Origin of the sequence: Methylobacterium terrae (genome assembly GCF_003173755.1) — a bacterium.
GTDB lineage: Bacteria > Pseudomonadota > Alphaproteobacteria > Rhizobiales > Beijerinckiaceae > Methylobacterium > Methylobacterium terrae.
This window is the reverse complement of sequence record NZ_CP029553.1, coordinates 4,500,199-4,522,058: the sequence shown is the minus strand read 5'-3', so window position 1 is coordinate 4,522,058 and position 21,860 is coordinate 4,500,199. Positions and strand designations below refer to the sequence as shown.

18 protein-coding genes are annotated in these 21,860 nt (G+C 69.1%); 5 read left to right on the top strand and 13 right to left on the bottom strand.

The window, feature by feature from the left end; all coding sequences use genetic code 11:
* Nucleotides 1-14 precede the first annotated feature (14 nt).
* Together DK419_RS20970 and DK419_RS20965 are read left to right on the top strand one after the other, a co-directional pair.
* The gene (locus DK419_RS20970) at nt 15-998 is read left to right on the top strand and encodes an ABC transporter ATP-binding protein (RefSeq protein WP_109960805.1); all 984 of its coding nucleotides are present in this window, start codon (nt 15-17) and stop codon (nt 996-998) included.
* A complete protein-coding gene (locus tag DK419_RS20965; RefSeq protein WP_109960804.1) occupies nt 995-2,053 on the top strand; it encodes an ABC transporter ATP-binding protein in 1,059 nt (352 codons plus the stop codon). Before DK419_RS20970 ends, DK419_RS20965 begins: the two co-directional genes overlap by 4 nt.
* Nucleotides 2,054-2,146: 93 nt before the next feature.
* On the opposite strand, the gene DK419_RS20960 is transcribed toward DK419_RS20965, so the two are convergent.
* The 5 genes from DK419_RS20960 to DK419_RS20945 all read right to left on the bottom strand — a co-directional run bounded on the left by DK419_RS20960 (nt 2,147) and on the right by DK419_RS20945 (nt 7,456).
* Entirely contained in the window at nt 2,147-2,689 is a 543-nt protein-coding gene (locus tag DK419_RS20960; RefSeq protein ID WP_162561336.1) for a type II toxin-antitoxin system VapC family toxin, read from the bottom strand.
* On the bottom strand, nt 2,682-3,545 hold the full coding sequence (locus tag DK419_RS28790) for a hypothetical protein (RefSeq protein WP_162561335.1): 864 nt from the start codon (nt 3,543-3,545) through the stop codon (nt 2,682-2,684). Before DK419_RS28790 ends, DK419_RS20960 begins: the two co-directional genes overlap by 8 nt.
* A gap of 365 nt (nt 3,546-3,910) precedes the next feature.
* Nucleotides 3,911-4,816 (bottom strand): carbohydrate ABC transporter permease, encoded by a 906-nt coding sequence (locus tag DK419_RS20955; RefSeq protein WP_245442594.1) that lies wholly within the window; start codon nt 4,814-4,816, stop codon nt 3,911-3,913.
* Nucleotides 4,813-5,682 carry a carbohydrate ABC transporter permease gene (locus DK419_RS20950; RefSeq protein ID WP_109960802.1) on the bottom strand — a complete coding sequence of 290 codons (870 nt, stop codon included), beginning with the start codon at nt 5,680-5,682 and terminating at the stop codon, nt 4,813-4,815. The genes DK419_RS20955 and DK419_RS20950 overlap by 4 nt, the downstream gene beginning before the upstream one ends.
* 394 nt (nt 5,683-6,076) lie before the next feature.
* On the bottom strand, nt 6,077-7,456 hold the full coding sequence (locus tag DK419_RS20945; RefSeq protein WP_109960801.1) for an ABC transporter substrate-binding protein: 1,380 nt from the start codon (nt 7,454-7,456) through the stop codon (nt 6,077-6,079).
* Nucleotides 7,457-7,773: 317 nt separating this feature from the next.
* Here DK419_RS20945 and DK419_RS20940 point away from each other — a divergent pair, with 317 nt between their 5' ends.
* Both DK419_RS20940 and DK419_RS20935 read left to right on the top strand, forming a co-directional pair.
* Nucleotides 7,774-8,862 carry a mandelate racemase/muconate lactonizing enzyme family protein gene (locus DK419_RS20940; protein WP_109960800.1) on the top strand — a complete coding sequence of 363 codons (1,089 nt, stop codon included), beginning with the start codon at nt 7,774-7,776 and terminating at the stop codon, nt 8,860-8,862.
* A 68-nt stretch (nt 8,863-8,930) separates the two neighbouring features.
* Nucleotides 8,931-10,190 carry an ABC transporter substrate-binding protein gene (locus tag DK419_RS20935; protein ID WP_245442592.1) on the top strand — a complete coding sequence of 420 codons (1,260 nt, stop codon included), beginning with the start codon at nt 8,931-8,933 and terminating at the stop codon, nt 10,188-10,190.
* A 362-nt stretch (nt 10,191-10,552) separates the two neighbouring features.
* Here DK419_RS20935 and DK419_RS20930 read toward each other — a convergent pair whose 3' ends face one another.
* Nucleotides 10,553-12,982 carry a heavy metal translocating P-type ATPase gene (locus DK419_RS20930; protein WP_109960799.1) on the bottom strand — a complete coding sequence of 810 codons (2,430 nt, stop codon included), beginning with the start codon at nt 12,980-12,982 and terminating at the stop codon, nt 10,553-10,555.
* Nucleotides 12,983-13,461: 479 nt separating this feature from the next.
* Between DK419_RS20930 and DK419_RS20925 the strand changes: the two genes are divergently transcribed.
* Nucleotides 13,462-14,100 (top strand): DUF1007 family protein, encoded by a 639-nt coding sequence (locus DK419_RS20925; protein ID WP_109960798.1) that lies wholly within the window; start codon nt 13,462-13,464, stop codon nt 14,098-14,100.
* On the opposite strand, the gene DK419_RS20920 is transcribed toward DK419_RS20925, so the two are convergent.
* The 7 genes from DK419_RS20920 to DK419_RS20890 all read right to left on the bottom strand — a co-directional run bounded on the left by DK419_RS20920 (nt 14,067) and on the right by DK419_RS20890 (nt 21,851).
* The gene (locus DK419_RS20920; protein ID WP_245442590.1) at nt 14,067-15,512 is read right to left on the bottom strand and encodes an ATP-binding protein; all 1,446 of its coding nucleotides are present in this window, start codon (nt 15,510-15,512) and stop codon (nt 14,067-14,069) included. The two genes, DK419_RS20925 and DK419_RS20920, sit on opposite strands and share 34 nt — an antisense overlap.
* Nucleotides 15,481-16,623 carry a lysylphosphatidylglycerol synthase domain-containing protein gene (locus tag DK419_RS20915; RefSeq protein ID WP_109960797.1) on the bottom strand — a complete coding sequence of 381 codons (1,143 nt, stop codon included), beginning with the start codon at nt 16,621-16,623 and terminating at the stop codon, nt 15,481-15,483. The genes DK419_RS20920 and DK419_RS20915 overlap by 32 nt, the downstream gene beginning before the upstream one ends.
* A gap of 169 nt (nt 16,624-16,792) precedes the next feature.
* A complete protein-coding gene (locus tag DK419_RS20910; protein WP_109960796.1) occupies nt 16,793-17,437 on the bottom strand; it encodes a uracil-DNA glycosylase in 645 nt (214 codons plus the stop codon).
* A complete protein-coding gene (locus tag DK419_RS20905; RefSeq protein ID WP_109960795.1) occupies nt 17,434-18,186 on the bottom strand; it encodes a PIG-L deacetylase family protein in 753 nt (250 codons plus the stop codon). Before DK419_RS20905 ends, DK419_RS20910 begins: the two co-directional genes overlap by 4 nt.
* 55 nt (nt 18,187-18,241) lie before the next feature.
* Nucleotides 18,242-19,477 carry a glycosyltransferase family 4 protein gene (locus DK419_RS20900; protein WP_109962414.1) on the bottom strand — a complete coding sequence of 412 codons (1,236 nt, stop codon included), beginning with the start codon at nt 19,475-19,477 and terminating at the stop codon, nt 18,242-18,244.
* Nucleotides 19,474-20,298, bottom strand: coding sequence for a sugar phosphate isomerase/epimerase family protein (locus tag DK419_RS20895; protein ID WP_109960794.1), 825 nt, complete (start codon nt 20,296-20,298; stop codon nt 19,474-19,476). Before DK419_RS20895 ends, DK419_RS20900 begins: the two co-directional genes overlap by 4 nt.
* The gene (locus DK419_RS20890) at nt 20,295-21,851 is read right to left on the bottom strand and encodes a YcaO-like family protein (RefSeq protein WP_245442588.1); all 1,557 of its coding nucleotides are present in this window, start codon (nt 21,849-21,851) and stop codon (nt 20,295-20,297) included. The genes DK419_RS20895 and DK419_RS20890 overlap by 4 nt, the downstream gene beginning before the upstream one ends.
* Between the last annotated feature and the right edge of the window lie 9 nt (nt 21,852-21,860).

Genomic DNA, 21,860 nt, shown 5'->3' with positions numbered 1-21,860 from the left:
CCCCCGGTTCCACCATGTCCCAACCCGTCCTCTCGGTGCGCGACCTGCGGGTCGAGTTCGCCACCCGCCGCGGCGTGCTGACCGCGCTCGACGGTGTCTCCTTCGAGATCAACCGCGGCGAGGTGCTCGGCGTCGTCGGCGAGTCCGGCGCCGGCAAGTCGGTGACCGGCTCGGCGGTGATCGGCCTGATCGACCCGCCCGGCCGCATCGCCGGCGGCGAGATCCGCCTCGCCGGCGAGCGCATCGACAACCTGCCCCCGGAGGCGATGCGCCGTGTGCGCGGCAAGCGCATCGGCATGATCTTCCAGGACCCGCTGACCAGCCTCAACCCGCTCTACCGGGTCGGCCGGCAGATCGAGGAGACGATCCGCACCCACACCGACCTCTCAGGCCGCGCCGCCCGCCAGCGGGCGATCGACCTCTTGGCCGAGGTCGGCATCCCGGCGCCGGAGCGGCGCATCGACGGCTTCCCGCACGAGTTCTCCGGCGGCATGAGGCAGCGCGTCGTCATCGCGCTCGCGCTCGCCGCCGAGCCCGAGCTGATTATCGCGGATGAGCCGACCACCGCCCTCGACGTCTCGGTCCAGGCCCAGATCATCACGCTCCTGAAGCGCCTCGGGCGCGACCACGGCACCGCCGTGATGCTGATCACCCACGACATGGGGGTGATCGCCGAGGCCGCCGACCGCGTCGCGGTGATGTATGCCGGCCGCGTCGCCGAGATCGGCCCGGTGGCGGCGGTGGTGGGCGATCCGCTCCACCCCTACGCCAGGGGCCTGATGGGGGCGATCCCGTCCCTGTCGCACGAGGCCGATCGGCTGGCCCAGATCCCCGGCGCGATGCCGCGGCTCTCGGCGATCCCGCCCGGCTGCGCCTTCAACCCGCGCTGCCCGAAGGTCTTTGCCCGCTGCACGGTCGACCGGCCCGAGCCCCTGACGGTCGGCTCGCACCGGGTCGCCTGCCACCTCTACGACGCGTCCGGACAGGCCGCCGCATGAAGCCCGACATCAAGCCCCATATCGCCTTGAAGCCCGTGATCACGCCCCAGCCCGACTACGTGCAGGTCCGCGACCTGCGCCGCCTGTTCGACGTCTCGCGCCCCTGGCTCAACCGGGTGATCGAGCGCCAACCGCGCCAGTTCCTGCGCGCCGTCGACCACGTCTCGTTCTCGGTCGCCAAGGGCGAGACCCTGGCGATCGTCGGCGAATCCGGCTCCGGCAAGTCGACCGTCGCCCGCATGGTGGTCGGCCTGATGCCGCCCTCCGACGGCGAGGTCAGAATCGCCGGCATCTCGATGACCGACCCGCGCCAGGCCGCCGAGCGCCGCCAGTTGCGCCGGCGCATCCAGATGATTTTCCAGGACCCCTACGCCTCGATGAACCCGCGCTGGCGGGTCGACCGGATCGTCTCCGAGCCGATCCGCGCCTTCGGGCTCCTCAGCGGGGAGCGCGAGATCCAGGCCCGGGTCGGCGAGCTCCTGACCCTGGTCGGCCTGCACCCCGACGACGGCAAGCGCTACCCCCACGCCTTCTCGGGCGGCCAGCGCCAGCGCATCGCCATCGCGCGGGCGCTCGCCTCCGAGGCCGAGTTCCTGGTCGCCGACGAGCCGACCTCGGCCCTCGATGTCTCGGTCCAGGCCCAGATCCTGAACCTGATGCGCGACCTCCAGGACCGGCTCGGCCTGACCTACCTGTTCATCAGCCACAACCTCGCCGTGGTGCGCCACATGGCGAACCGCATCGGCGTGATGTATCTCGGCCGCATCGTCGAGATCGGCGGCGGCCGCGAGCTCTTCACCGCCCCGAAGCACCCCTACACCCGCATGCTCCTCGATGCGGTTCCGGATCTTGCGCATATCGGCCGCCAACGCGTGCCGGTGCAGGGCGAGATCCCGAACCCGATCAACCCGCCGTCAGGCTGTACCTTCCACCCGCGCTGCCCGTTCGCGAATGACCGGTGCAAGGCGGAAGTGCCGGTGTTTCGGGATGGGGTGGCGTGTCATGCGGTGGAGGAAGGGCGGTTGATGCCGGGGGGTGTGGCGGCGGTGGCTTAATATCCGTTTAATGTGGCTACATCGACTGATGTAGCCACACAAAAACTCGTTGTATTTCAATAAAAAGAGTGAAAACTACTTTCGATTTTTTTATTATTTTTTGTCATCAACACGCGGCATTTTTGGCAAGTGCATTTGTGCGAATAACGGTACGTGCATTTTGTCGGCAGCAGGGATTATTATTTTTAGATTATTTCCGTTTTTACATTTTAATTGATTATCAAATTGCAAAAGATCGCTGGCATCCCATGTATGCAGCTCCTCTGAATTATGATAAAGTGCGGTAGCAAGATGAATAGCATCGCTGCGCTTTTTAAGTCCTTTGTGGTGCAAATCCCTTTTCAATTTTTTCGCGAGGCGCGCGACAGGAACATCTACTTGCGCTCGGATCACAAACTCTTGCGATAAAATCTCTTCGACTTTTTTGTCGTCGCTCTCAGGTGGATAAGCCTCACCATAAGGCGCCTTACTGTGTATGACTTCTAAATATGAATAAACACTAGTCCATATTTCATATTTGCCAGCCTTGGCATCCTCCCAAATTGAACGCAAAGCAGTTATCTTGTCTTGCTCAGAGCATAATAGCCCGATCCAAGCACAGGAGTCCCAGTAGATTTGCTTGGGGGCGTCAGTCAATGTCCTCACCCCATAGTTGGTTCAGATAATCTCTGACCTCTAGTCCACCAGTAAAATCAGGATCGGCAATGTCTTCAAATCTTTTTGGCTTCTGATTGATGATTTCAATATTATCTGCCGATACCAGCTGAAGCCGGCCTTCTTTCTGGAAATTGAGACGCCCACTTATCAGTGCTCTTTTGCCGGCCCAAATTTCTATCCAACTGTGTAGCTTTCCGATTTCATGCGCAACCTCAGGACGAAGCACACAAGTTATATCACGCTTCGACAATCTCTCTTTGACAACAATAGCCGGCTTATCATACCAACTTGTTAGCGACTTTAATTTAGCTTCGATTGAACCGTATTCAACGCGAGATAAATCATTCTCAAAGGTAATAGGAACAATCGACTTTTCATACTGCTCAATATTTTTAAACGCTCGCCCCGCTGCCGTTGGATTAATGACTAATGGTCTGCTATCTTCATAAAGCACAATATCTGTTCGCCCGACACCATTAGTATTGCGCTTCAAGAATGATTTCGCCCTGTCGCGAGCATCATCATTCATCCAATCAGGAATACGCTCTCCTTTAATAATGTCTGAAAAAGAGTAAGCAATTTTGGCCTTCTCACGCTTGGCAATGGAAATTGCGTCTACGCCAGAAGATCTCGGCACAGCCCTAGCAGTTATAGTCAAAGGGCTATTCATAGACACAGAAATAACTTCCCAGGCAATTAACTCGCCCTCCGACCCTCCAGCAAAATTAAGCAATTCAAAAAAATCTAGGATCTGACGCATAGCGTCGCCGACAAGGAGAGGAGTCTCCTCTCCAGCGCTAGACTGAACGGTAACTGTGACTTTCTCTGAATCCATCACCGTCACGTTGCTGACAGCGCCAAGCGTGAGCCACGATAGGCTAGCTGTTAACCGACAATAGCACCCCTCGCATGCTCAACGCGAGCCTTTTTGCGCCCTCAAACGCGACATATTTGCCATAACAGAGGCGAATTCTAACCAATCATGTAGAAGCACAATCAGCCCCCTCAATGCGATCCGTGCAATTCATATATTTTATCGCCATATCTCAAATTATTTCCCGTATTAATTACGTGCCTTGCTTAATTAATACGGATAGATTTGACGATACTGTTCAAAATAATTTACTCTAGTAGAACAAAAGGGCGGACCACGATAGCTCGTGATCCGCCCCCACAACGCAAGGCAGCAACCGCCAGCGATCAGCTCTTCACCGCCCCCGCCGTCAACCCACCCACCATATACCGCTTGAACACATAATAGATCGCGGCCGGCGGCAGGGCGTAGATCAACCCGGTGGTCATCAGCAGCTCCCACGGAGAGTCATCTGCCGCCAGGAAGCTGCCCAGGGCCACCGGCAGGGTCACGTCGGTGTCGCGGGAGAGGAGCAGGAAGGCGAACAGGTACTCGTTCCAGGCGAGCAGCAGCGCGTAGACGCCGATCGCGACCAGCGACGGGACCATCAGCGGCAGGTAGACGAAGCGGAAGAGCTGGGGCGGCGAGGCGCCGTCCATGATCGCGGCTTCGTCCAGCTCCACCGGCAGCTTGTCGGAGGCCTGCTTCAGCACCCAGATCGCGTAGGGGCTGGCGATCGTCACCATCGCGAGGATCAGCGCCCATTTCGAGTTGAGCAGCCCGTAGGCCCCCATCGTCTTGTACATCGGCACGGCCAGGAACGCGGCCGGGATGAAGTAGGTGAACAGGGCCATGTTCATCACGGTCCGGCCGCCCTTCACCTTCAGGCGGCTGATCGCGAAGGCCGCCGCGGTGGCGACGACCAGCGTCAGCACGCCGGTCGCGAAGGCGATGACCGCCGAGTTCCAGAATTGCTGCCAGAAGTTCGACAGGAAGTAGTGCTGCTGCCCGAACACGATTCTAAAGTTCTGCAGCGTCGGGTGGGCCGGGAACAGCGCGCCCGACATCGCGTCCTGCTTCGGCGAGATCGCGAACAGGACGAGGTGATAGATCGGGATCACGGTCCAGAGCAGGACCGGGATGCCGATGAGAAGGAGCTTGGCCTCCGTTCCGGCCGCCTTGAGCCAGTTGGTGCGGGCGGCGGCGCGCTCCTCGGCGGACGGAGCGGCGCGGGCTGTCAGGGTCGTGCTCATTTCGAGAGCCTCTTCATCAGCACGTAGACCAGCGGCAGCACGAAGGGCATCGCGCAGACCACCGCCGCCATCGAGGCGTCGACCTGGTCGAGGCGGAGATACCGGATGCCGAGGGTCGCCAGCACGTGGGTGAGGTCGGCGGGACCGCCGCCGGTGAGCAGGTAGACCGAGTTGAAGTCGCCCAGCGTCCAGATCATCGACAGGATGGTGCAGGTCACGTAGAGCGTCCGCATCGACGGCCAGGTGACGTGCAGGAACTTCTGCCACTTGGTGGCGCCGTCGACCGAGGCCGCCTCGTACATGTCGGCCGAGATGGCGAGGCGGCCGGCGAGCAGGATCAGCGTCCAGAACGGCAGCGACTTCCAGATATGGACGCCGATGGCGAGCGTCAGCGCGAGGCTCGGGTCGTTGAGCCAGTTCGGGCCGTCCTCGCCGGTGAAGCGGAAGATCAGCGAGTTCACCACGCCCCATTCGGGGTTCAGCATGAACCGCACCGACAGGATGGTGGGGATCGACGGCACCGCCCAGGGCAGGATGAACAGCACCGACAGCCAGCGGATCCACCTCCGCTCGTTGGTGAAGAAGCCCGACAAGAGGAGCGCGATCGCCATCTTCACGTTGATGCCGACGATCAGGAAGATCAGCGTGTTGACGACGGCGCGGGCGAAGATCGGGTCTTCGGCCAGATGGACGTAGCTCGCGGGGCTGCGCGCCAGCCACAAGCCGTAGCCGATCGGGTAGATGACGAAGAACAGGAAGATCAGCAGGTAGGGCGCGATCAGGATCAGCCCCCAGGCCTGCCACGAGGTCAGGCGGAAGGGCTGGGCCGCGGCGACCGGCGCTGCCTCAGCGACCGTTGCGGACATGGTCGGTCTCCTCGATGAGGCCGTGAGGTGGGGTACGCGAATGCCGAGAGCGGGCCCCGATCAGGATGCGATCGGACCCCGCTCCGGGTGGTGTAGATGGCTGAGGCAAGTCCGCCTCCCTTTCGGTCCGCAGCGCTGGCCGTGGAAAGAAGTGCGCGGGTCTCCCCTCTCCCCGCGGGCGGGGAGAGGGCTGGGTTCCCGTTCAGGGAACCCAGCGAGCGCAGGCGCAGCCGAAGCGAGGGTGAGGGGGTCTCGACGGATGAGGCTCCTCCGGAACCACCCCCTCACCCCCGCCCTTCGGGCTTTCTGAGCCCCTTCGGAGCTCAGGCCTCTCCCCGCCCGCGGGGAGAGGGGTATTCCTGCGCCTTCTCCTTCCCCGAACAGCCCTTTCTTCTTACTGCCCGGCGATCTGCTTGATGCGGACCAGCATCTCGTCGGCGGCCTTCTCGACCGGGACCTTCTCGCTCACCACCCGGTTCATCGCCTTGGCGAACACGTTCTCGTTGTTGACCAGCGTGAACTTGTAGTTCTTCACGTAGTCGAACGGCTCGGTGCCGGACTTGAACTGGTTGTAGACCGCCTTGCGGTGCTTGTCGGCCTGCCAGAACGGGCTCTCGATCGACTCCTTCGTCACCGGGAACCAGCGGCCGATCGCGCCCTCGACGTAGGGACGGAGGTTGTCCTCCTCCATGATGAACTTCACGAACTCCTTGGCCGCCGCCTTGTTCTTGGCGCCCGAGAAGACGACGCCGTGCTTGACGTCGGCGCGGTAGGTCATCGGCTTGCCGTCCGGCCGGTTCGGGAACGGCGCGGTGATGATCGTCTCCTCGTAGGCCTTCTTCGAGGCCTCGCGCTGCTCGGGCGTGTTGTTCGGGTTGACGCTGTCCTCGTACCACTTCGCGGCGATCGAGATGGTGAAGTTGTGCGTCATCACCGTGGTGCGGTTGTGGAAGGCGACGTTGTTGTCGGGGTCCTTCCAGGTCGTGGCGGACGGCGGCACGCAGCCCTTGACGTAGGGGTCGGTGTAGTCCTTCAGCGCCTTCGCCACGCCCTCGCGGGTCTTCGGGTCGTCGACGGTCAGCTTGCCGTCGTTGTCGACGAGCTTGGCGTCGTAGGCGTCCATGAAGGCGTAGAAGGACTGGAAGCTGTCGGTCGATTCCACGCCCATCGGCGCGCCGATGCCGTAGGTCCGGGTGCCCGACGCCTTGCGGTAGGCCGGCTGGACCTTGTCGCACCAGAACGACCAGTAATCGGCCCACTTCGTCGGCACGTCGGACGGCTTGAAGCCGGCCTTCTCCAGCATGTCGCCCCAGGTCTCGGTGTGGAGCGTCTGGCGCTTGAGCGGGAAGCCGTAATAGGCCTTCTTGTTGGTCTGGCCGTTCATGAGCAGCACGTGCTCGACGGTCTGGGGCGCGAAGCGCGGCATCATCGGCTGGAGGATGTCGGTGAGGTCCTCGAGCTTGCCCTCGAAGGCCCACTTGCCGGCGGCCTGGTTGTTGTAGGTGTCGGAATAGCCGACGTCGGGCGGCGAGCCGGAATCGAGCGCCGCCACGGTCTTCGGGATCATGTCCTGGATCGCGTATTGCGACAGCTCGACCTTGATCCCGGTCTTCTGCTCGAACTTCTTGATCGTCGCCCAGAGCGACTCGTCCTCTGACCGGTAGAAGCCCTTGCTGAACCAGACGGTGAGCGTCTTGTTGTCCTGCGCGACGGCCGGCAGCGCTGCCATAACCAGGGTACCAAGCGACAACGCGCCCGCGATCACTCGCTTCATCGAACCGTTCCTCCCGTCCGCCCCTGTGGTCGGGCGGCTTTCCCCGCATATCAGCACGGGACGGCGCGGGAGGCAATTCGACGACAGTCAACACAAAGTATGAGCGCGCAAGATCAGATTGCGCCCCATGGAATGGACCATCGGCCCGATTTCGGCCTAGTATGAAAGACTCGCATCGACAACGTGTGCGCCGACATGGCTCATGCATCGCGGGCACATCTTGACGATGTCCTGAGGCGACCATAGGCCGGCATCACAATAGCCAACGAACAGGGTCCGGAGCGGCGCGAACAGCCGCCCGGCTCGGGAGGAACGCCATGCCCCGCATCGTCTCGCTGGAGGCCGGTTACTATCGCGTGACGCTGGCCGTCACCCTCAGCGACAGCATGCACGGCGACATGCCGGCCTTCGAGCTGAACACCGTGCGGCTGCGCGACGCGGACGGGGCGGAGGGCGTCGGCTACACCTATACCTGCGGCCGCAACGGCGCCGCCATCGATGCGATCCTCAGGCGCGACATTCCCGACCAGCTCGTCGGGCAGGAGGCCGACCGGATCGAGCACATCTGGCAGCGGATCTGGTGGGGCCAGCATTACGGCGGCCGCGGCGGGCCCACGGTGCTGGCCCAATCGGCGATCGACATGGCGCTGTGGGACCTGAAGGCGAAGCGCCTCGGCCAGCCGCTCTGGACGCTGCTCGGCGGGCACGACGCCAAAGTGCCGTGTTACGCCGGCGGCATCGACCTCCAGCTGCCGCTCGACCAGTTGCTGCGCCAGACTGACGACAACCTGGCGAAGGGCTTTCGGGCCATCAAGATGAAGGTGGGCCGGCGCAAGCTCTCCGAGGATGTCGAGCGGGTGCGGGCGATGCGCGAGCATCTCGGCGACGGATTCCCCCTGATGGCCGACGCCAACATGCGCTGGAGCGCCGACGAGGCGATCCGCGCCGCGCGCGCCTTCCAGCCCTTCGACCTGACCTGGCTGGAGGAGCCGCTCATCCCCGACGACGTCGCCGGCCAGGCGCGCGTCGTGCGCGAGGGCGGGCTGCCGATCGCGGCGGGCGAGAACCTGCGCACGTTGTGGGACTTCAAGCAGCTGATCGCGGCCGGCGGCGTCACGTATCCGGAGCCGGACGTGACGAATTGCGGCGGCGTGACCCCGTTCATGAAGATCGCGCACCTGGCGGAGGCCTTCAACCTGCCGGTCACGTCCCACGGCGCGCACGACGTCACGGTGCACCTGCTCGCCGCCTGCCCGAACCGCTCCTACCTCGAGGCGCACGGCTTCGGCCTCGACGCCTACCTCGCCGAGCCGCTCGTGATCGAGGAGGGCTTCGCGGTGGCGCCCGACCGGCCGGGCCACGGCATCGCGTTCGACTGGCGGGGCCTCGACGCGATCCGGGCCTGACGGGCGGTTCAATCCGGGCGCCGGTTCCGTCATAGTGGATCGAACGGGCTCTCGCGCGAGGAGCCGCCATGGGGGAATCGATGCCCGGTCCGACGCGAGGCGCGTGGCGCTCCGCCCTGCTCGCCGCCGCCCTGCTGAGTGCGGCCCCGGCCGCCGCCGAGGTCTCCGACGGCAAGATTTCCGACGGCAAGATCAGGATCGGCGTCCTCACCGACATGTCCGGCGTCTACGCGGACATCACCGGCAAGGGCTCGGTGGTCGCGACGCGGATGGCGGTCGACGACTGCCTGGCGGCCGAATGCCGGGGGATGAATATCGAGATCGTCTCCGCCGACCACCAGAACAAGGCCGACGTGGCCTCAGCCATCGCCCGCGAGTGGATCGACCGCCAGGGCGTCGACGTCCTGACCGACATGTCGAACGCCTCGATCCAGCTCGCCCTGCCGCCGCTCCTCAAGGCCAAGAACCGCCTCGGCCTGTTTCCGGGCGGCACCGCGCGGCTCACGGGCGATGCCTGCCTGCCGAGCCACATCGTGCAGTGGATGTGGGACACCTACGTCCAGGTCGCCGGCGTCTCGACCACGCTCACGAAGCCCGGCACGACCTGGCAGCTCGTCACCGCGGATTACGCGCTGGGCAACCAGCTCGAGGCCGATACGCGCCAGCTCGTCGCCCGTGAGGGCGGGCGCGTCCTCGGCTCGGTGCGCCACCCCTTCCCGGCCGCCGACCTCTCGTCGCAGATCGTCACCGCGCAAGGCTCGGGCGCCGACATCGTCGCGCTCGCCAATGCCGGCGGCGACACGATCACGGGGGTCAAGGCGGCGCGCGACTTCGGGCTGCTCGGCAGCGCCCAGCGGCTCGCGGCGTTCTTCCTCACAGTGATGGACGTGCGGAGCATCGGCCTTCAGACCGCGCAGGGGACGGTGCTGACGGAGGGGTTCTACTGGGACCTCGACCCGGGCACCCGGGCGTTCTCGGCCCGGTTCCGGGCGCTCCACGGCACCGTGCCCTCGGCGATCCATGCCGGGATCTACTCGGCGGTCCGCCATTACCTGAAGGCGGCCGCTGCCGCGGGCACCGACGAGGCCGGCGCCGTGATGGCGACGATGCACGCCCTCCCGATCGCCGACGAGGTGGTGCGCAACGCGCGCCTGCGCCCGGACGGGCGGATGGTGCACGATGTCTACGTGTTCCAGGTCAAGACGCCCGCGGCCTCGAAGGGCGAGTGGGACTTCTACGAGCCGGTGGCGACGATCCCGGGGGATCGGGCGTTTCGGCCGCTGGAGCAGGGGAACTGCCCGGCGTTGAAGGACAGGGCGGGGCGGTGAGAAAGATCTGATGTCTGCCAGAGGGCTCTCGATAAGCGCCTCTTCTTCTCGGAAGCATCGCAGGATGAAGCGCGGGTCCCCTCCTCTCCCCGCGGGCGGGGAGAGGGCCGGGCCCTCGTGCAGAGGGCGCGGCAAGCCCGAAGGGCGAGGGTGAGGGGGTTTCGACGGATGAGACTCCCCCGGAACCCCCCCCTCACCGTCGCTCCGGCTTTCGCCTGCGCTTGCCGTGTCTCCTGAACGTCGACACGGCCCTCTCCCCGCGAGAAGTCGGGCTTGCCCGCCTTCGTCCGTCGCTTGCAGATCCCGGGCAGGCCCGGGATCTGTCGGGGAGAGGGGAAACTCGCGCCCTTGTCGTTCCGCCCTCACGCCCGCCTGAGCCGCAGCGCGTTGCCGACCACGAACACGCTCGACAGGGCCATCGCACCCGCCGCCAGCACCGGCGACAGGGACGGACCGCCGACCACCCGCAGGACGCCCGCCGCCACCGGGATCAGCGCCACGTTGTAGGCGAAGGCCCAGAACAGGTTCTGGCGGATGTTGCGCATCACCGCCCGCGACAGCCGCAGCGCCTCGCCGACGGTGGCGGGGTCGCCGGCCATCAGCACCACGTCGGCGCTCTCCACCGCCACGTCGGTGCCGGTGCCGATGGCGAGCCCGATCTCGGCCTCGGCCAGCGCCGGGGCGTCGTTGATGCCGTCGCCCACGAAGGCGACCGGGCCGTGCCGCTCCCGCAGGGACCGGACGGCGTCGCGTTTGCCCGCGGGCAGCACCTCGGCGAGCACGATGGCGATGCCGAGGCTCCGCGCCACGCCCTCGGCGGTCCCCGTCGCGTCGCCGGTGACGAGGGCGACCGCGAGGCCCCGGTCGGCCAGCGCCCGCACCGCCTCGGCGGCCCCGGGCTTGACCGGGTCCGAGACGGCGAGAACCGCCGCCGGCACGCCGTCGAGGGCGACGAAGACCGGGGAGCGGCCCTGCGCGGCCAGGCGCTCGGCGTGCGGTGCGAGGCCCGCGAGGTCGAGCCCGGCGAGGTGGCGGGCGGCACCGATCGCGACCTGCCGGTCGCCGGCCCGGCCGGTGACGCCGTGACCCGGCACCGCCGCGAACGCGCTCACCGGCGGCAGGGGCAGGCCCTTCTCGGCGGCGGCCGCCACGACGGCGCGGGCGATCGGGTGCTCGGAGCGGGATTCGAGCGCGGCGGCGCTCGCCAGCACCGCGTCGGGGTCGAAGCCGGGGGCCGGGATCAGGTCGGTGAGGGAGGGCCGGCCCTCGGTCAGGGTGCCGGTCTTGTCGAAGGCGACGACGCGCACGTCTTCCAGCGCCTGGAGCGCCGCGCCGCTGCGAAACAGCACGCCGCGTTCCGCCGCTCGCCCAGTGCCGACCATGATCGAGGTTGGGGTCGCCAGTCCCATGGCGCAGGGGCAGGCGATGATCAGCACCGCGACGGCGTGGACCAGGGCCTCGCCGAGGGACGGAGCCGGGCCAAGGCTGAGCCAGGCGAGGAAGGTGAGGAGGGCGAGGGCGAGCACCGCCGGCACGAAGCGGGCGGTGACCCGGTCGGCGACCGCCTGGATCGGGAGCTTCGCTCCTTGAGCCGCCTCGACCATGCGGACGATCTGGGCGAGCGCCGTGTCGGCACCGATCCGCTCGACCGCGACCTCGAGCGCGCCGGTGCCGTTGACGGTGCCGCCGGTGACCACGTCGCCCGGGCCCTTGGCCGCCGGCACCGGCTCGCCGGTCAGCATGCTCTCGTCGATGCGGGACGTGCCCTCGACCACCCGTCCGTCCGCCGGCAGGCGCTCGCCGGGGCGGACCCGCACGCGGTCGCCGACCTGGAGATCGGCCGCCGGCACCTCGGTCTCGATGCCGTCGCGCACGACGAGCGCGGTCTTCGGCGCGAGGCCGACGAGGCGGGCGATCGCCGCGCCGGTGCGGCCCCGGGCCCTGGCCTCGAGGGTGCGCCCGAGCAGGATCAGGGTGACGATGAGGACGGACGCCTCGAAGTAGATGTGGGCCGCACCCGCCGGGAGCAGCCCGGGCGCCAGCGTCGCGACCAGCGAGTACAGGTAGGCGGCACCCGCGCCGAGGGCCACCAGCGCGTTCATGTCCGGGTGGCCGCGGACCAGCCCGGGCAGGCCGCGGGCGAAGAAGCGCCGCCCGGGCCCGGCCAGCACCAGGGTGGCGAGCACCGCCTGGATGCCGGCGCTCCAAGAAATCCCGAAAATCCCGGCGCCGGGCAGGAGGCCGTGGCCGACGAGATGCCCCCCCATGTCGAGCACCACGACGGGGAGCGAGAGCAGGGCGGCGAGAACCAGGTCCCGGGCCAGGGTCTCGGCCTCGCGGGGGGAAGCGGGGGCGTCGGCTTGCGCCGTCACCGGGCGGGGCTCGTAGCCCGCCTCGCGCACGGCGTCGGCGAGGGCGTCCGGCGAGACGAGGCCGGCGGGGTGGCGCACGGTGACCCGGCCGGTGGCGAGGTTGGCGCTCGCCGCGCGCACGCCGGGCACGCTTTCGAGCCCCCGCTCGACCCGGCCGGTGCAGGATGCGCAGGTCATCCCCTCGACGGCGAGCTCGGTCACCGCCTCGGGCACCGCGTAGCCGGCGCCCTCCACCGCCTCGGCCAGGGCGACGGGATCGTTGTCGGGTGCGAGGTCGAGGGTGGCGCGGCCGGTGGCGAGATTGACCGCGACGGCCTGCACGCCCGGCACCCGTTTCAGCACTCGCTCGACGCGGCCGGTGCAGGACGCGCAGGTCATGCCCTCGACGGGCAGGGTGAGGCGGCGGGCGGATGCGGTCATGGTGGCTGTCTCCCGGTGGGAGATGTGGGTCGTCGCGCGGCGATGCGATACGGTTGTGATCGTCTACGGCCCTTGCGTCGCGAACATGGTTTCGCCGCGCTCGGGCTCCAGAGGGCGAAGAGCTGTCGCGGGAGACGACCGGGACAAGATCGAGCGCGGGATCCCCATTCCGTACGGGCTGGCTGTTCACGCGCCGCGTCGTGCGCATCCCCTCTCCCCGCGGGCGGGGAGAGGGCGCAGCGAGGCGGCAGCCGATGGCGAGGGGGAGGTGCCAAGATGGCTCCTCCGGAAACACCCCCTCACCCTCGCCCTGCGGGCTTGCTGTGTCTCCTGAACGGGAACACAGCCCTCTCCCCGCCCGCGGGGAGAGGAGAGGCCCCGCGCCTCGGCCGGTGACGTGTGGAGGCAGCGGCCTTGAGGGATTGCACTTCTTCTTGTTCCCGAGCCGTCCAGCGAAGCAGGCGAAGCGGGAGCGATCGATGATCGGGCGGGTTCTGGCGGCTGTGGCGATGCTGTGCGGCGGGGCGGGGGCGGCGCTCGCGCATCCCCACGTCTGGGTGCAGGCGCGGGCCGAGCTGGTGCTCGACGGCAAGCGCAACCTGGTGGCGATCCGCGAATCCTGGACCTTCGACCCGGAATACTCCGCCTTCGCGGTGCTGAACCTCGATTCGAAGCGCGACGGGGTGCCGGATCAGGCAAAGCTCGACGCCATGGCGGTCGAGCGCCTGGAGGCGATGGCCGAGACCGCCTATTTCACGACGGGCAAGCTCAACGGGCGCCCGCTGACCCTCAAGGCCGGCCCCGCCCCGAAGGCGCGTTTTTCGCAAGGCCGCCTCACCATGGACTTCACCCTGGTGCCGCAGGGGCCGACCGGCCCGGTGCGCACCCTGGTGGTGAGCGTCGACGACCCGGATTTCTACGTCGCCTTCGGGCTGCCGCCGGGGGACCCGGTCACGCTGTCGGGCAGCCCGGACTGCGTGCTGAAGCTCACCCGCCCGGCCCGGCAGGCGAAGGAGGGCGAGCAGCTGATCCCCGACGAGGAGGCCACCGGCACCCCGGGCGCGGCCGCGGCGGCGGCCGCCGACTATGTCGGGCGGCTGCTCGTCGCCTGCCCCTGATCGGCGGAGGCGGCGTTCCGCGAATCGCCGTGGGCCGGGATCAGGGCCGGGATCAGGGCACGGAAGGTCGCCCCCTCCCCCGGGGCGCTCTCGACCAGCAGCCGGCCGCGATGGCGGTTGAGGATGTGCTTGACGATCGCGAGGCCGAGGCCCGTGCCGCCCTGCTGGCGGCTCGAGGCGGCGTCGACCCGGTAGAACCGCTCGGTCAGGCGCGGCAGGTGCTCGGGGGCGATGCCCGGCCCCTCGTCGCGCACCGCGATCTCGACCTGCGGCGGGCGGCCCTCCTCCGCCGGCAGGAGGCTCAAGGCAACATCGACCCGGCCGCCGTCGCCGCCGTACTTCACGGCGTTCTCGACCAGGTTCTCGATCACCCGCAGGATCTCGTCGCGGTCGCCGAGGACGCGCAGCGGCTCCGGTTCGGCGTCGAGGGTGATGGCGACGCCGCGCTCGCGGGCGATCACCCCGAGGGCGTCGACGATCTGACGGGCGAGCGGCGCCACCTCGACCGCCTGCGTCGGCGGCACGTGGGCGCGCAATTCGATGCGGGAGAGGGACAGGAGGTCGTCGATCAGCCGCGTCATGCGCAGGGCCTGGACCCGCATGATGCCGAGGAAGCGCTCGCGCGCCTTGGCATCGTCCCGGGCCGGGCCCTGAAGCGTCTCGATGAAGCCGAGCAGCGAGGCGAGCGGGGTGCGCAGCTCGTGGCTGGCATTGGCGACGAAATCGACCCGCATCGTCTCGAGGCGCTGGGCCGAGGTGAGGTCGCGCAGGAACAGCACCACGTTCGGCCCGGCCCGTCCGGCCTCGCCGCCCTGCATGGCGCCGATCTGCACCTCGAAGGTGCGCTCGGTCGGGACCCGGGGGGAATACTGGGTCTTCAGCGGCTCGCCGGTGCGCAGGACCGTCTCGATGCCGTCGAGCACGTCGGGGTCGCGCAGCGCGAAGGAGAGCGGGTGGCGCGGGCGCAGCGACGGCAGCAGGGCGCGGGCGGCGGCGTTGGTCTCGATCACCAGGGAGCGGCGGTCGATCAGGATGACGGGGTCGGGGATGTTGGCGAGCAGGGCCTCGGCGAGGCCGTGGCGGCCGCGGCCGGGCGACGCCTCGGAGCGCGGCACCGGCTCGCCCCGCCGCGGCGCGGCGGCGAGGCCGCCGACCAGGACGGCGAGGAGGGCGACGAGCCCGGTCCCGGGATCGAGCCCGTGCAGCCAGGCGATCCCGGCGAGGAAGACCAGCGCGGCGCCGAGCGCGCCGCGCCAGGCGGCCCGGCGGGCGGCGGAGAGGGTGCCGGAGGCGCTGGGCAGGAACGGCGGCGGCGGGGCCCCCTCGGCGGTCCTTGCTTCCTGCCGATCGTCCCGCCGGTCATCCTGCCGCTCGGCAGCGTCAGGGCTTTTCGTCGCTCTCGGCGGCATCATCGTTGGGCGCTTCCCGCGGGGTCAGGCGCGCCCGCTTGGCGATCTCGTAGGCGCCGAGCGCCGCGAGCGCCACCACGAACGGCACCAGATAGTAGCAGACCCGGAACAGCAGCAGCGCGCCGAGCACCGATTCCCGCGGCAGGCCGGAGAGCGCCAGCAGCACCGTGGCCTCGAACACCCCGAGCCCGCCCGGCGCGTGGCTGGCGATGCCGAGCATCGCGGCGAGCACGTAGATCGCCACGAAGGTCTCGAAGCTGAGGCCGTGGCCGGCCGGCAGCAGCACGTAGAGCACGCCCGCCGCCGCGCAGACGTCGCCGGCGCCGACCAGCATCTGGCTCAAGCTCAGCTTCAGCCCCGGCAGTTCCAGCCGCCAGCCCCGCACCTTGACGCTGCGGCGCTTCAGCGAGACCCAGGCGAGGTAGGCCAGCACCGCCGCCAGCGTCGCGACCCCGAGCCCCTGGTTGAGGAGGACGCTGGTATAGGTGAGGTGCGAGAGCGGCTCGGCCTCGCGGATCAGGCTGATGCCGAGCACCGCCCCCATGCCGAGCCAGAAGGTGAAGCCGGCAACGATCGTGAGCGCCGCGATGCGCCCGGGGCTGAGGCCTTGCGCCGAATAGATCCAGTAGCGCACCGTGCCGGCGGTGAGCAGGGGAAAGCCGAGGTTGAAGCTCACCGCGTAGCTGGTGAAGGAGGCGAGCGCGGTGGTGCGGTAGGGCACCTTCAGCTTGAGCTGGCGCAGCGCCAGGGCGTCGTAGCAGGTGAGGAAGAGGTAGCTCACCACGACGAGCGCGACGGCGAGGCCGACCTGCTCCGGCGTCGCCGCCAGGAAGGCGGTGCGCAGCTCGGCCCATGTGACGGTCGAGACGAGCTTGCCCAGCACCGCGAGGGAGATGACGAACAGCACGACGCTCGCCAGCGTGCCGAGCCAGGCGTAGCGGCGGCGGTGGCGGGCATGACGTTCCGGGGACGCATGACCTGCCGGGGGCGATTGCGGATCACGGCCCGGGTCCTGCCCGGCCGGATCCTCGTCGCGCGGCATCTCCGGCCCGGCGCCCGCATCGCGCAGGGGCTCGGCCCGCGCGAGGTTGTTGTCCTTGCTGGCGAAATTCATCGCGTCGGCGTCCGACCCCGCTGGTCGCCGGCGCGAGCCCGCGGCCGATCGCGGCCAGGCTCGCGCACGAAGGTGCCCGGCGGCACTCCGACCGAGCCCCGCTCGCTTGTGCCCGCCATGTAGGCCGTCTCCCGCCGAATGACCAGCCGGACCATGCGGCAGCGGCGAATCACCCGGGGAGGCCGAGGTGGCGGGCGGCCTCCTCAAGCCCCGCGGCGATGCGCCGGGGCACCTCCGGGCTGGTGCAGACGTAGGTCGGGCTCGGATGCGGGATCGCCACCGCGGGCAGCCCGGGACGCGCCTCGGCGAGGGCGGGGCCCAAGCCCTGCGAGACCCGGCCGGACAGGACCACGACCGCGAGGTTCGGCATCAGGGCGAGGAGCGGCGGCAGGTAGGCCCGCGCCGCCCGGATCTCGGCCGTGCGGGGCGCCCGGTTGCGGGCGCCGGGAGCGTGGATCACCCAGGGCACGGCGTTCCAGATCAGGGTGTCGGCGCGCGGGATGCCGGCGCCGGCGAGGAAGCGGAACAGGTTGGCGGCGGTGCCGGTCGGGTTGTCGCGGGAGACGAAGGCGGTACGGCCGGTGGCCGGGCCCGGCGTCTCGAGGAGCAGGAGCAGGCGGGCCTCCACCCCGCCGTCGAGGGGGTCGGCCTCCGGCACCGGCCGGTCCTGCTCGGCCCGGATCCGCTCGGCGAGGCGGCGCAAGGGGGCGAGGTGGGGGCTCACCTCCGCGAGGGCGTGGCGCGCCGCGACGGCGCCGGAATCGGCCAGGCTCTTCGGGCCGGCGATGTCGGGCGCGGCCGGTCCGCCGCTCACGCGAGGGCGAGCCCGTCCGGCAGGGCGCCGGCGAGGCGGAAATGCTCGCGCGCATTCTCGGCGCCCAGGCGCTCGGCGAGTCCGTCGGGACCGCCGAACTGGAAGCCGATCTGGCTGGCATAGGCCGCGCAGGCCGCGTGCTTGGCCGCCTCCTCCTCCGGGGACAGGCGCACGGTGACGGGGGTCAGGGCCGCGAAGGTGTCGCGGAACGGCTCCTTCGGGTCGGGGTGGCGGACGGTGTAGGGAAAGTCGCGCCACCACAGGACCGGGCAGGCCGGCGCGCGGGCGATCAGCGCCCGCACCAGCTGGACGTGGTCGACGTGGCCGCCCACCCCTTGCGGCGCCAGCAGCAGGTCGGGCGCGGCCTCCGCCGTCAGGCGGTCGAGCACGGGCGCGAGATCGTCGGCGAGCCGGTCGTCGGGCCGCGTCTCGGCGAAGAGCTCGGGCGCCGAGGCGTAGCCGCGATGCGGCGCCTCCCACAGGGCGACGTGGACCGGAGGGCCGAGGCCGAGCGCGGCGGCCGCCGCCCGGTCCTCGTCGCGGCGAAGGGCCATGTAGTCGACCTCCGGCCCGAGCCCCTTGTCGAGCTGGCAGGCGAGGGCGAAGCCCGTCGGCTCGGTCACGCCGGCGGTGAGCAGGGTCACCATCACCACCCGCCATCCCCGGCCGGCGAGCTGCGCCAGGGTGCCGCCGCAGGAGAAGGCGGCGTCGTCGAGGTGGGGCGAGAGGGCGAGGGCTGTGGGCATCAAAGACTCAAGCAGGACGCGGGATCCCCTCTCCCGTGTGGGAGAGGGGGAGTTGCCCTCACAGCAGGTGCGGTTCGGCCCGGAAGCGGCAGCCGGGGTCGTGCGGCAGGTCCGGATCGAAGGCCGGGTCCGGCCGCACGCCCTTCACCGCCGCGTAGACCTCCATGATCTGCCGGCCCACCGCCTGCCAGGAATAGACCCGCCGGCACTCCTCCAGCGCCGCCGCCGCGAGGCGGGCGCGCAAGGGGCGATCGGTGATGATCCGGTGCAGGGCCTCGGCGAGCGCCGGCACGTCGCCGGGCTGGACCATGAGACCGTTCTCGCCGTCGCGCAGGCAGTCCGAGACGCCGACCGAGTGGGTCGAGACCACCGCCTGGCCCGCCGCCATCGCTTCCAGGATGGTGTTGGAGAACCCTTCCGCGTAGGTCGGCGAGACGAAGACGTCGCCCATCGCGTAGAGGCCCGGCACCGCGTCGTAATCGGCGTAGCCGGTGAAGCGCACCTGCGATTCCGGGAAACCGAGATCGGCGGCGAGGGACCGCGCCGGCTCCACGTCGGGACCGATGCCCGAGATGATGGCGGAGAACGGCGTGCCGCGCAGGCGCAGCAGGCTCAAGGCGTCGAGGAAGTCGAGCACGCCTTTCCGGCGGTCGACCCGGCCGTGGTAGAACAGCCGCACCGGATCGGCGGCGTCGCCCGGCTGCCAGCCCTCGGGGGGCCGGAAGCGCGCGGTGTCGACGGCGCCCGGCACGATGGTGAAGCGGTCGGGATCGCTGCCGAGCCGGTCGCAGACCTCGGCGACGAAGGAGCGCCCGCCGATCAGGAGCGCGTTGGCGTGGGCCAGCACCCGCACCATGGCGAGGCGGTGGGTCTCGCAGCACGAGCCGACCCAGTGGCCGTCGCCGCCCTGGATCGAGACCACGTTCGGCACGCCCAAGCGCTGCGAGGCGATCAGCGTCGCGAAACCGGTCGGGTAGCCGTACTGGGCGTGCAGCACGTCGAAGGGTTTCTTGACGTGCTCGGCCGCGATCGTCTCGACCATCGTGGCGATGTCGCGCTCGAAATCGCCGCTCTCCTGCTCGCCGCGCTGTTCGAGGCCGATCACCCGCACGCCCGGGACCGGCGGCGGCGGGCCGCCGCCATAGACCTTGGTGCCGAAGGCATCGCCCCGGTACTGGCTCACCATCGTGACGTCGTGGCCGGCGCCGACGAGTTCGCGCAGCAGGTTCTGGGCGTAGACGCTCATGCCGGAGATCGCCGGGAAGTAGCGCCGGCTGACGAAACAGATCCTCATCGGCGGCACTCCCGGAGGTAGGCCAGCGAATCCGGGATCATCCGGTCGGCGCGGTGGCTCTCGCGGGAGAGCTCGACGCAGACCAGCTTGTCGAAATGGATCGCCTCGAGGGCGTCGAGCACGCCGGCTATGTCCATGTCGCCCTCGCCGAAGGGCAGATGGATGTGGCTGCCGCGCGCCATGTCCTCGATCGCCACCGTGCCGAGCCGGTCGGCGAATTCCCGGATTGCGGCCGCGGGCTCGCGTTCCTGCGTCACCAGGCAGTGGCCGGTATCGAGCGCCAGGCGAAGGCCCGGGACGTCGAGCGCCGCGTAGTCGTCCAGGGTCTCGACCAGCATCCCGGGCTCGGGTTCGAGCGCCGCGACCACCCGTCGCTCGGCGGCGTAGGCCACGACCTGCTCCAGCCCGTCCCGCAGCCAGCCCCGCGCCTCCGCCGGATCGACGCCGGGCTTCGGCACGCCGGCCCAGAACGACACCGCCTCCGAACCGAGGATCGCCGCGATGTCGACGGCGCGGTGCAGGAAGGCGACCCGGCGGGCGCGGCCTGCGGCATCCGCGGTCACCAGGGTCGGCTCGTGCTTGGCCCGCGGGTCGAGGAGGAAGCGGGCGCCGGTCTCGATCACCGAGCCGAGGCCGAGGGAGTAGAGCCGGCCGCGCACCCGCTCGGCTTGCCTCGCCCAGTCCTCCGCGAAGGGATCGAGGTGGTGGATGTCGAGGGTGAGCGCGACGCCGTCGTAGCCGGCCTCGGCGATGAGGCTCAGCGCATCGTCGAGGCGGTGGTTGGCCGCCCCGTTGGTGTTGTAGGCGAAGCGCAGGCTCATGCCGCCCTCCCCCGGCGCTCGAGGCGGAACGGCGCGTGGTGCGATTCCGGCTCGCGGTAGAGGGGATAGAGCGGGCCGACGATCTCGTCGGCGAGCGCGACGTCGAACAGCGGCTGGCCGCCGAAGCGCTCCAGCGCCTCCGGGGTCAGGCACACCGGGCGCAAGGATTCGCTCTCCTGCCCGAAGCGGATCAGCGGGTGGTCGCGCTCGATGAGCTTTCGCGTGTTGCGCTCGCCGATGCGGTAGTAGCTCATGGTCTCGACCTCGAGCCCCGGCACGATCGCCTTGACGATGCCGACACCGCCTCCCGGCGGCGAGGCGTCGACGTAGAGCACGTCGAAGCCTTGCCCCTCCAGCCGCTCGCGGGCGATGCGGGCGCGGTCCTGGCCGGTCGGCGCGGCCTGCGTCGGCAGGTCGGTGAAACGCTTGGTGCCGCGCTCGGAATAGACGGTCTCAGTGAGGAAGCCCCGCAGGGTCTCGGCCGGCTCACCGATCCAGTCGAGCATCGCGGCGAGCGCCCTCCCCTCCTCCAGGTCGAGGCTCGGCAGCGCCTTCTCGATGAAGGCGTCGACATAGCCCGGCGGGGTGATCGAGCGGGCGAGCTCCAGCGGACCGTGGCCGAAGGTCTTGCGCACCCGCGCCGCCTGGAATTCGAGGATCGCCTTGCGCAGGGCCCGCTCGCGGTCGGGATCGCAGGCCTCGCCGCAGGCCGAGAGGGCGATCGGTGCCGGGGTTCGCGACGCGTCGACGTCGTAGCCGACGCAGTAGACGTTGGTGAAGCCGAACTGGTCGGTGGCGAATTTCGGCATCGCGCGGATGCCGAGGGCCTCCAGCCGGTCGAGCATGCCGCGCGTCTCGGGACCGAGGCCCTCCGAGACGTCGAGCATCACGCCCTGGTCGAGGGCGCGGAACAGGAGGCCGTTGCCGTCGCGCTGGAGCAGTTCGAGCAGCCCGTGCCCGAGGGCGAACTCGACGTCCGGCCCGGCGCCCAGCCCGTTGGTGATGAGATTGGTGAAGGGCTCGTAGCCCGGCGACAGCTCGAAGTAGTCGGTCGCCGCGAGGTCGAGGGGCATCAGCACCGTCTCGCCCGTGCGCGCCCGCACCGTCCCGGTCCATTCGAGCACGGTGTCGCGGTTCACGGGGCTCCCCGCCGGCAGGCCGAGGGTGAGCGGATCGGCGACCGACCCCGCGCCGAAGACCCGCACGAGGTCGTGGTAGCTGGCGCGCTCCTTCTTGCGCGGGATCAGCGCCAGGCTCGGCATCAGGTTCTCGGCGATCTCCGCCACCGAGCCGATGATCGCCTCGTCGTCGGTGGCACCGTAGCCGATGCCGCTCGGCATCGCGCCGACGAAGTAGGGATCGTCGAGGAACAGCGACACGAACCAGCACGGCACCCCGGTGCGGTCGAGGGGCGCGAGCGGAAAGCCGACGATCCGGCCCGGCGGCAGCACGTCGAGATAGGCCCGGACGGCATCCGGCAGGCGCTCGGGCAGGCCCTCGATGACGCGTGTCCGGCCGAAGGGATAGGGGCGGGGGGCGGTGGGTCTGTCCACGATGAGAAA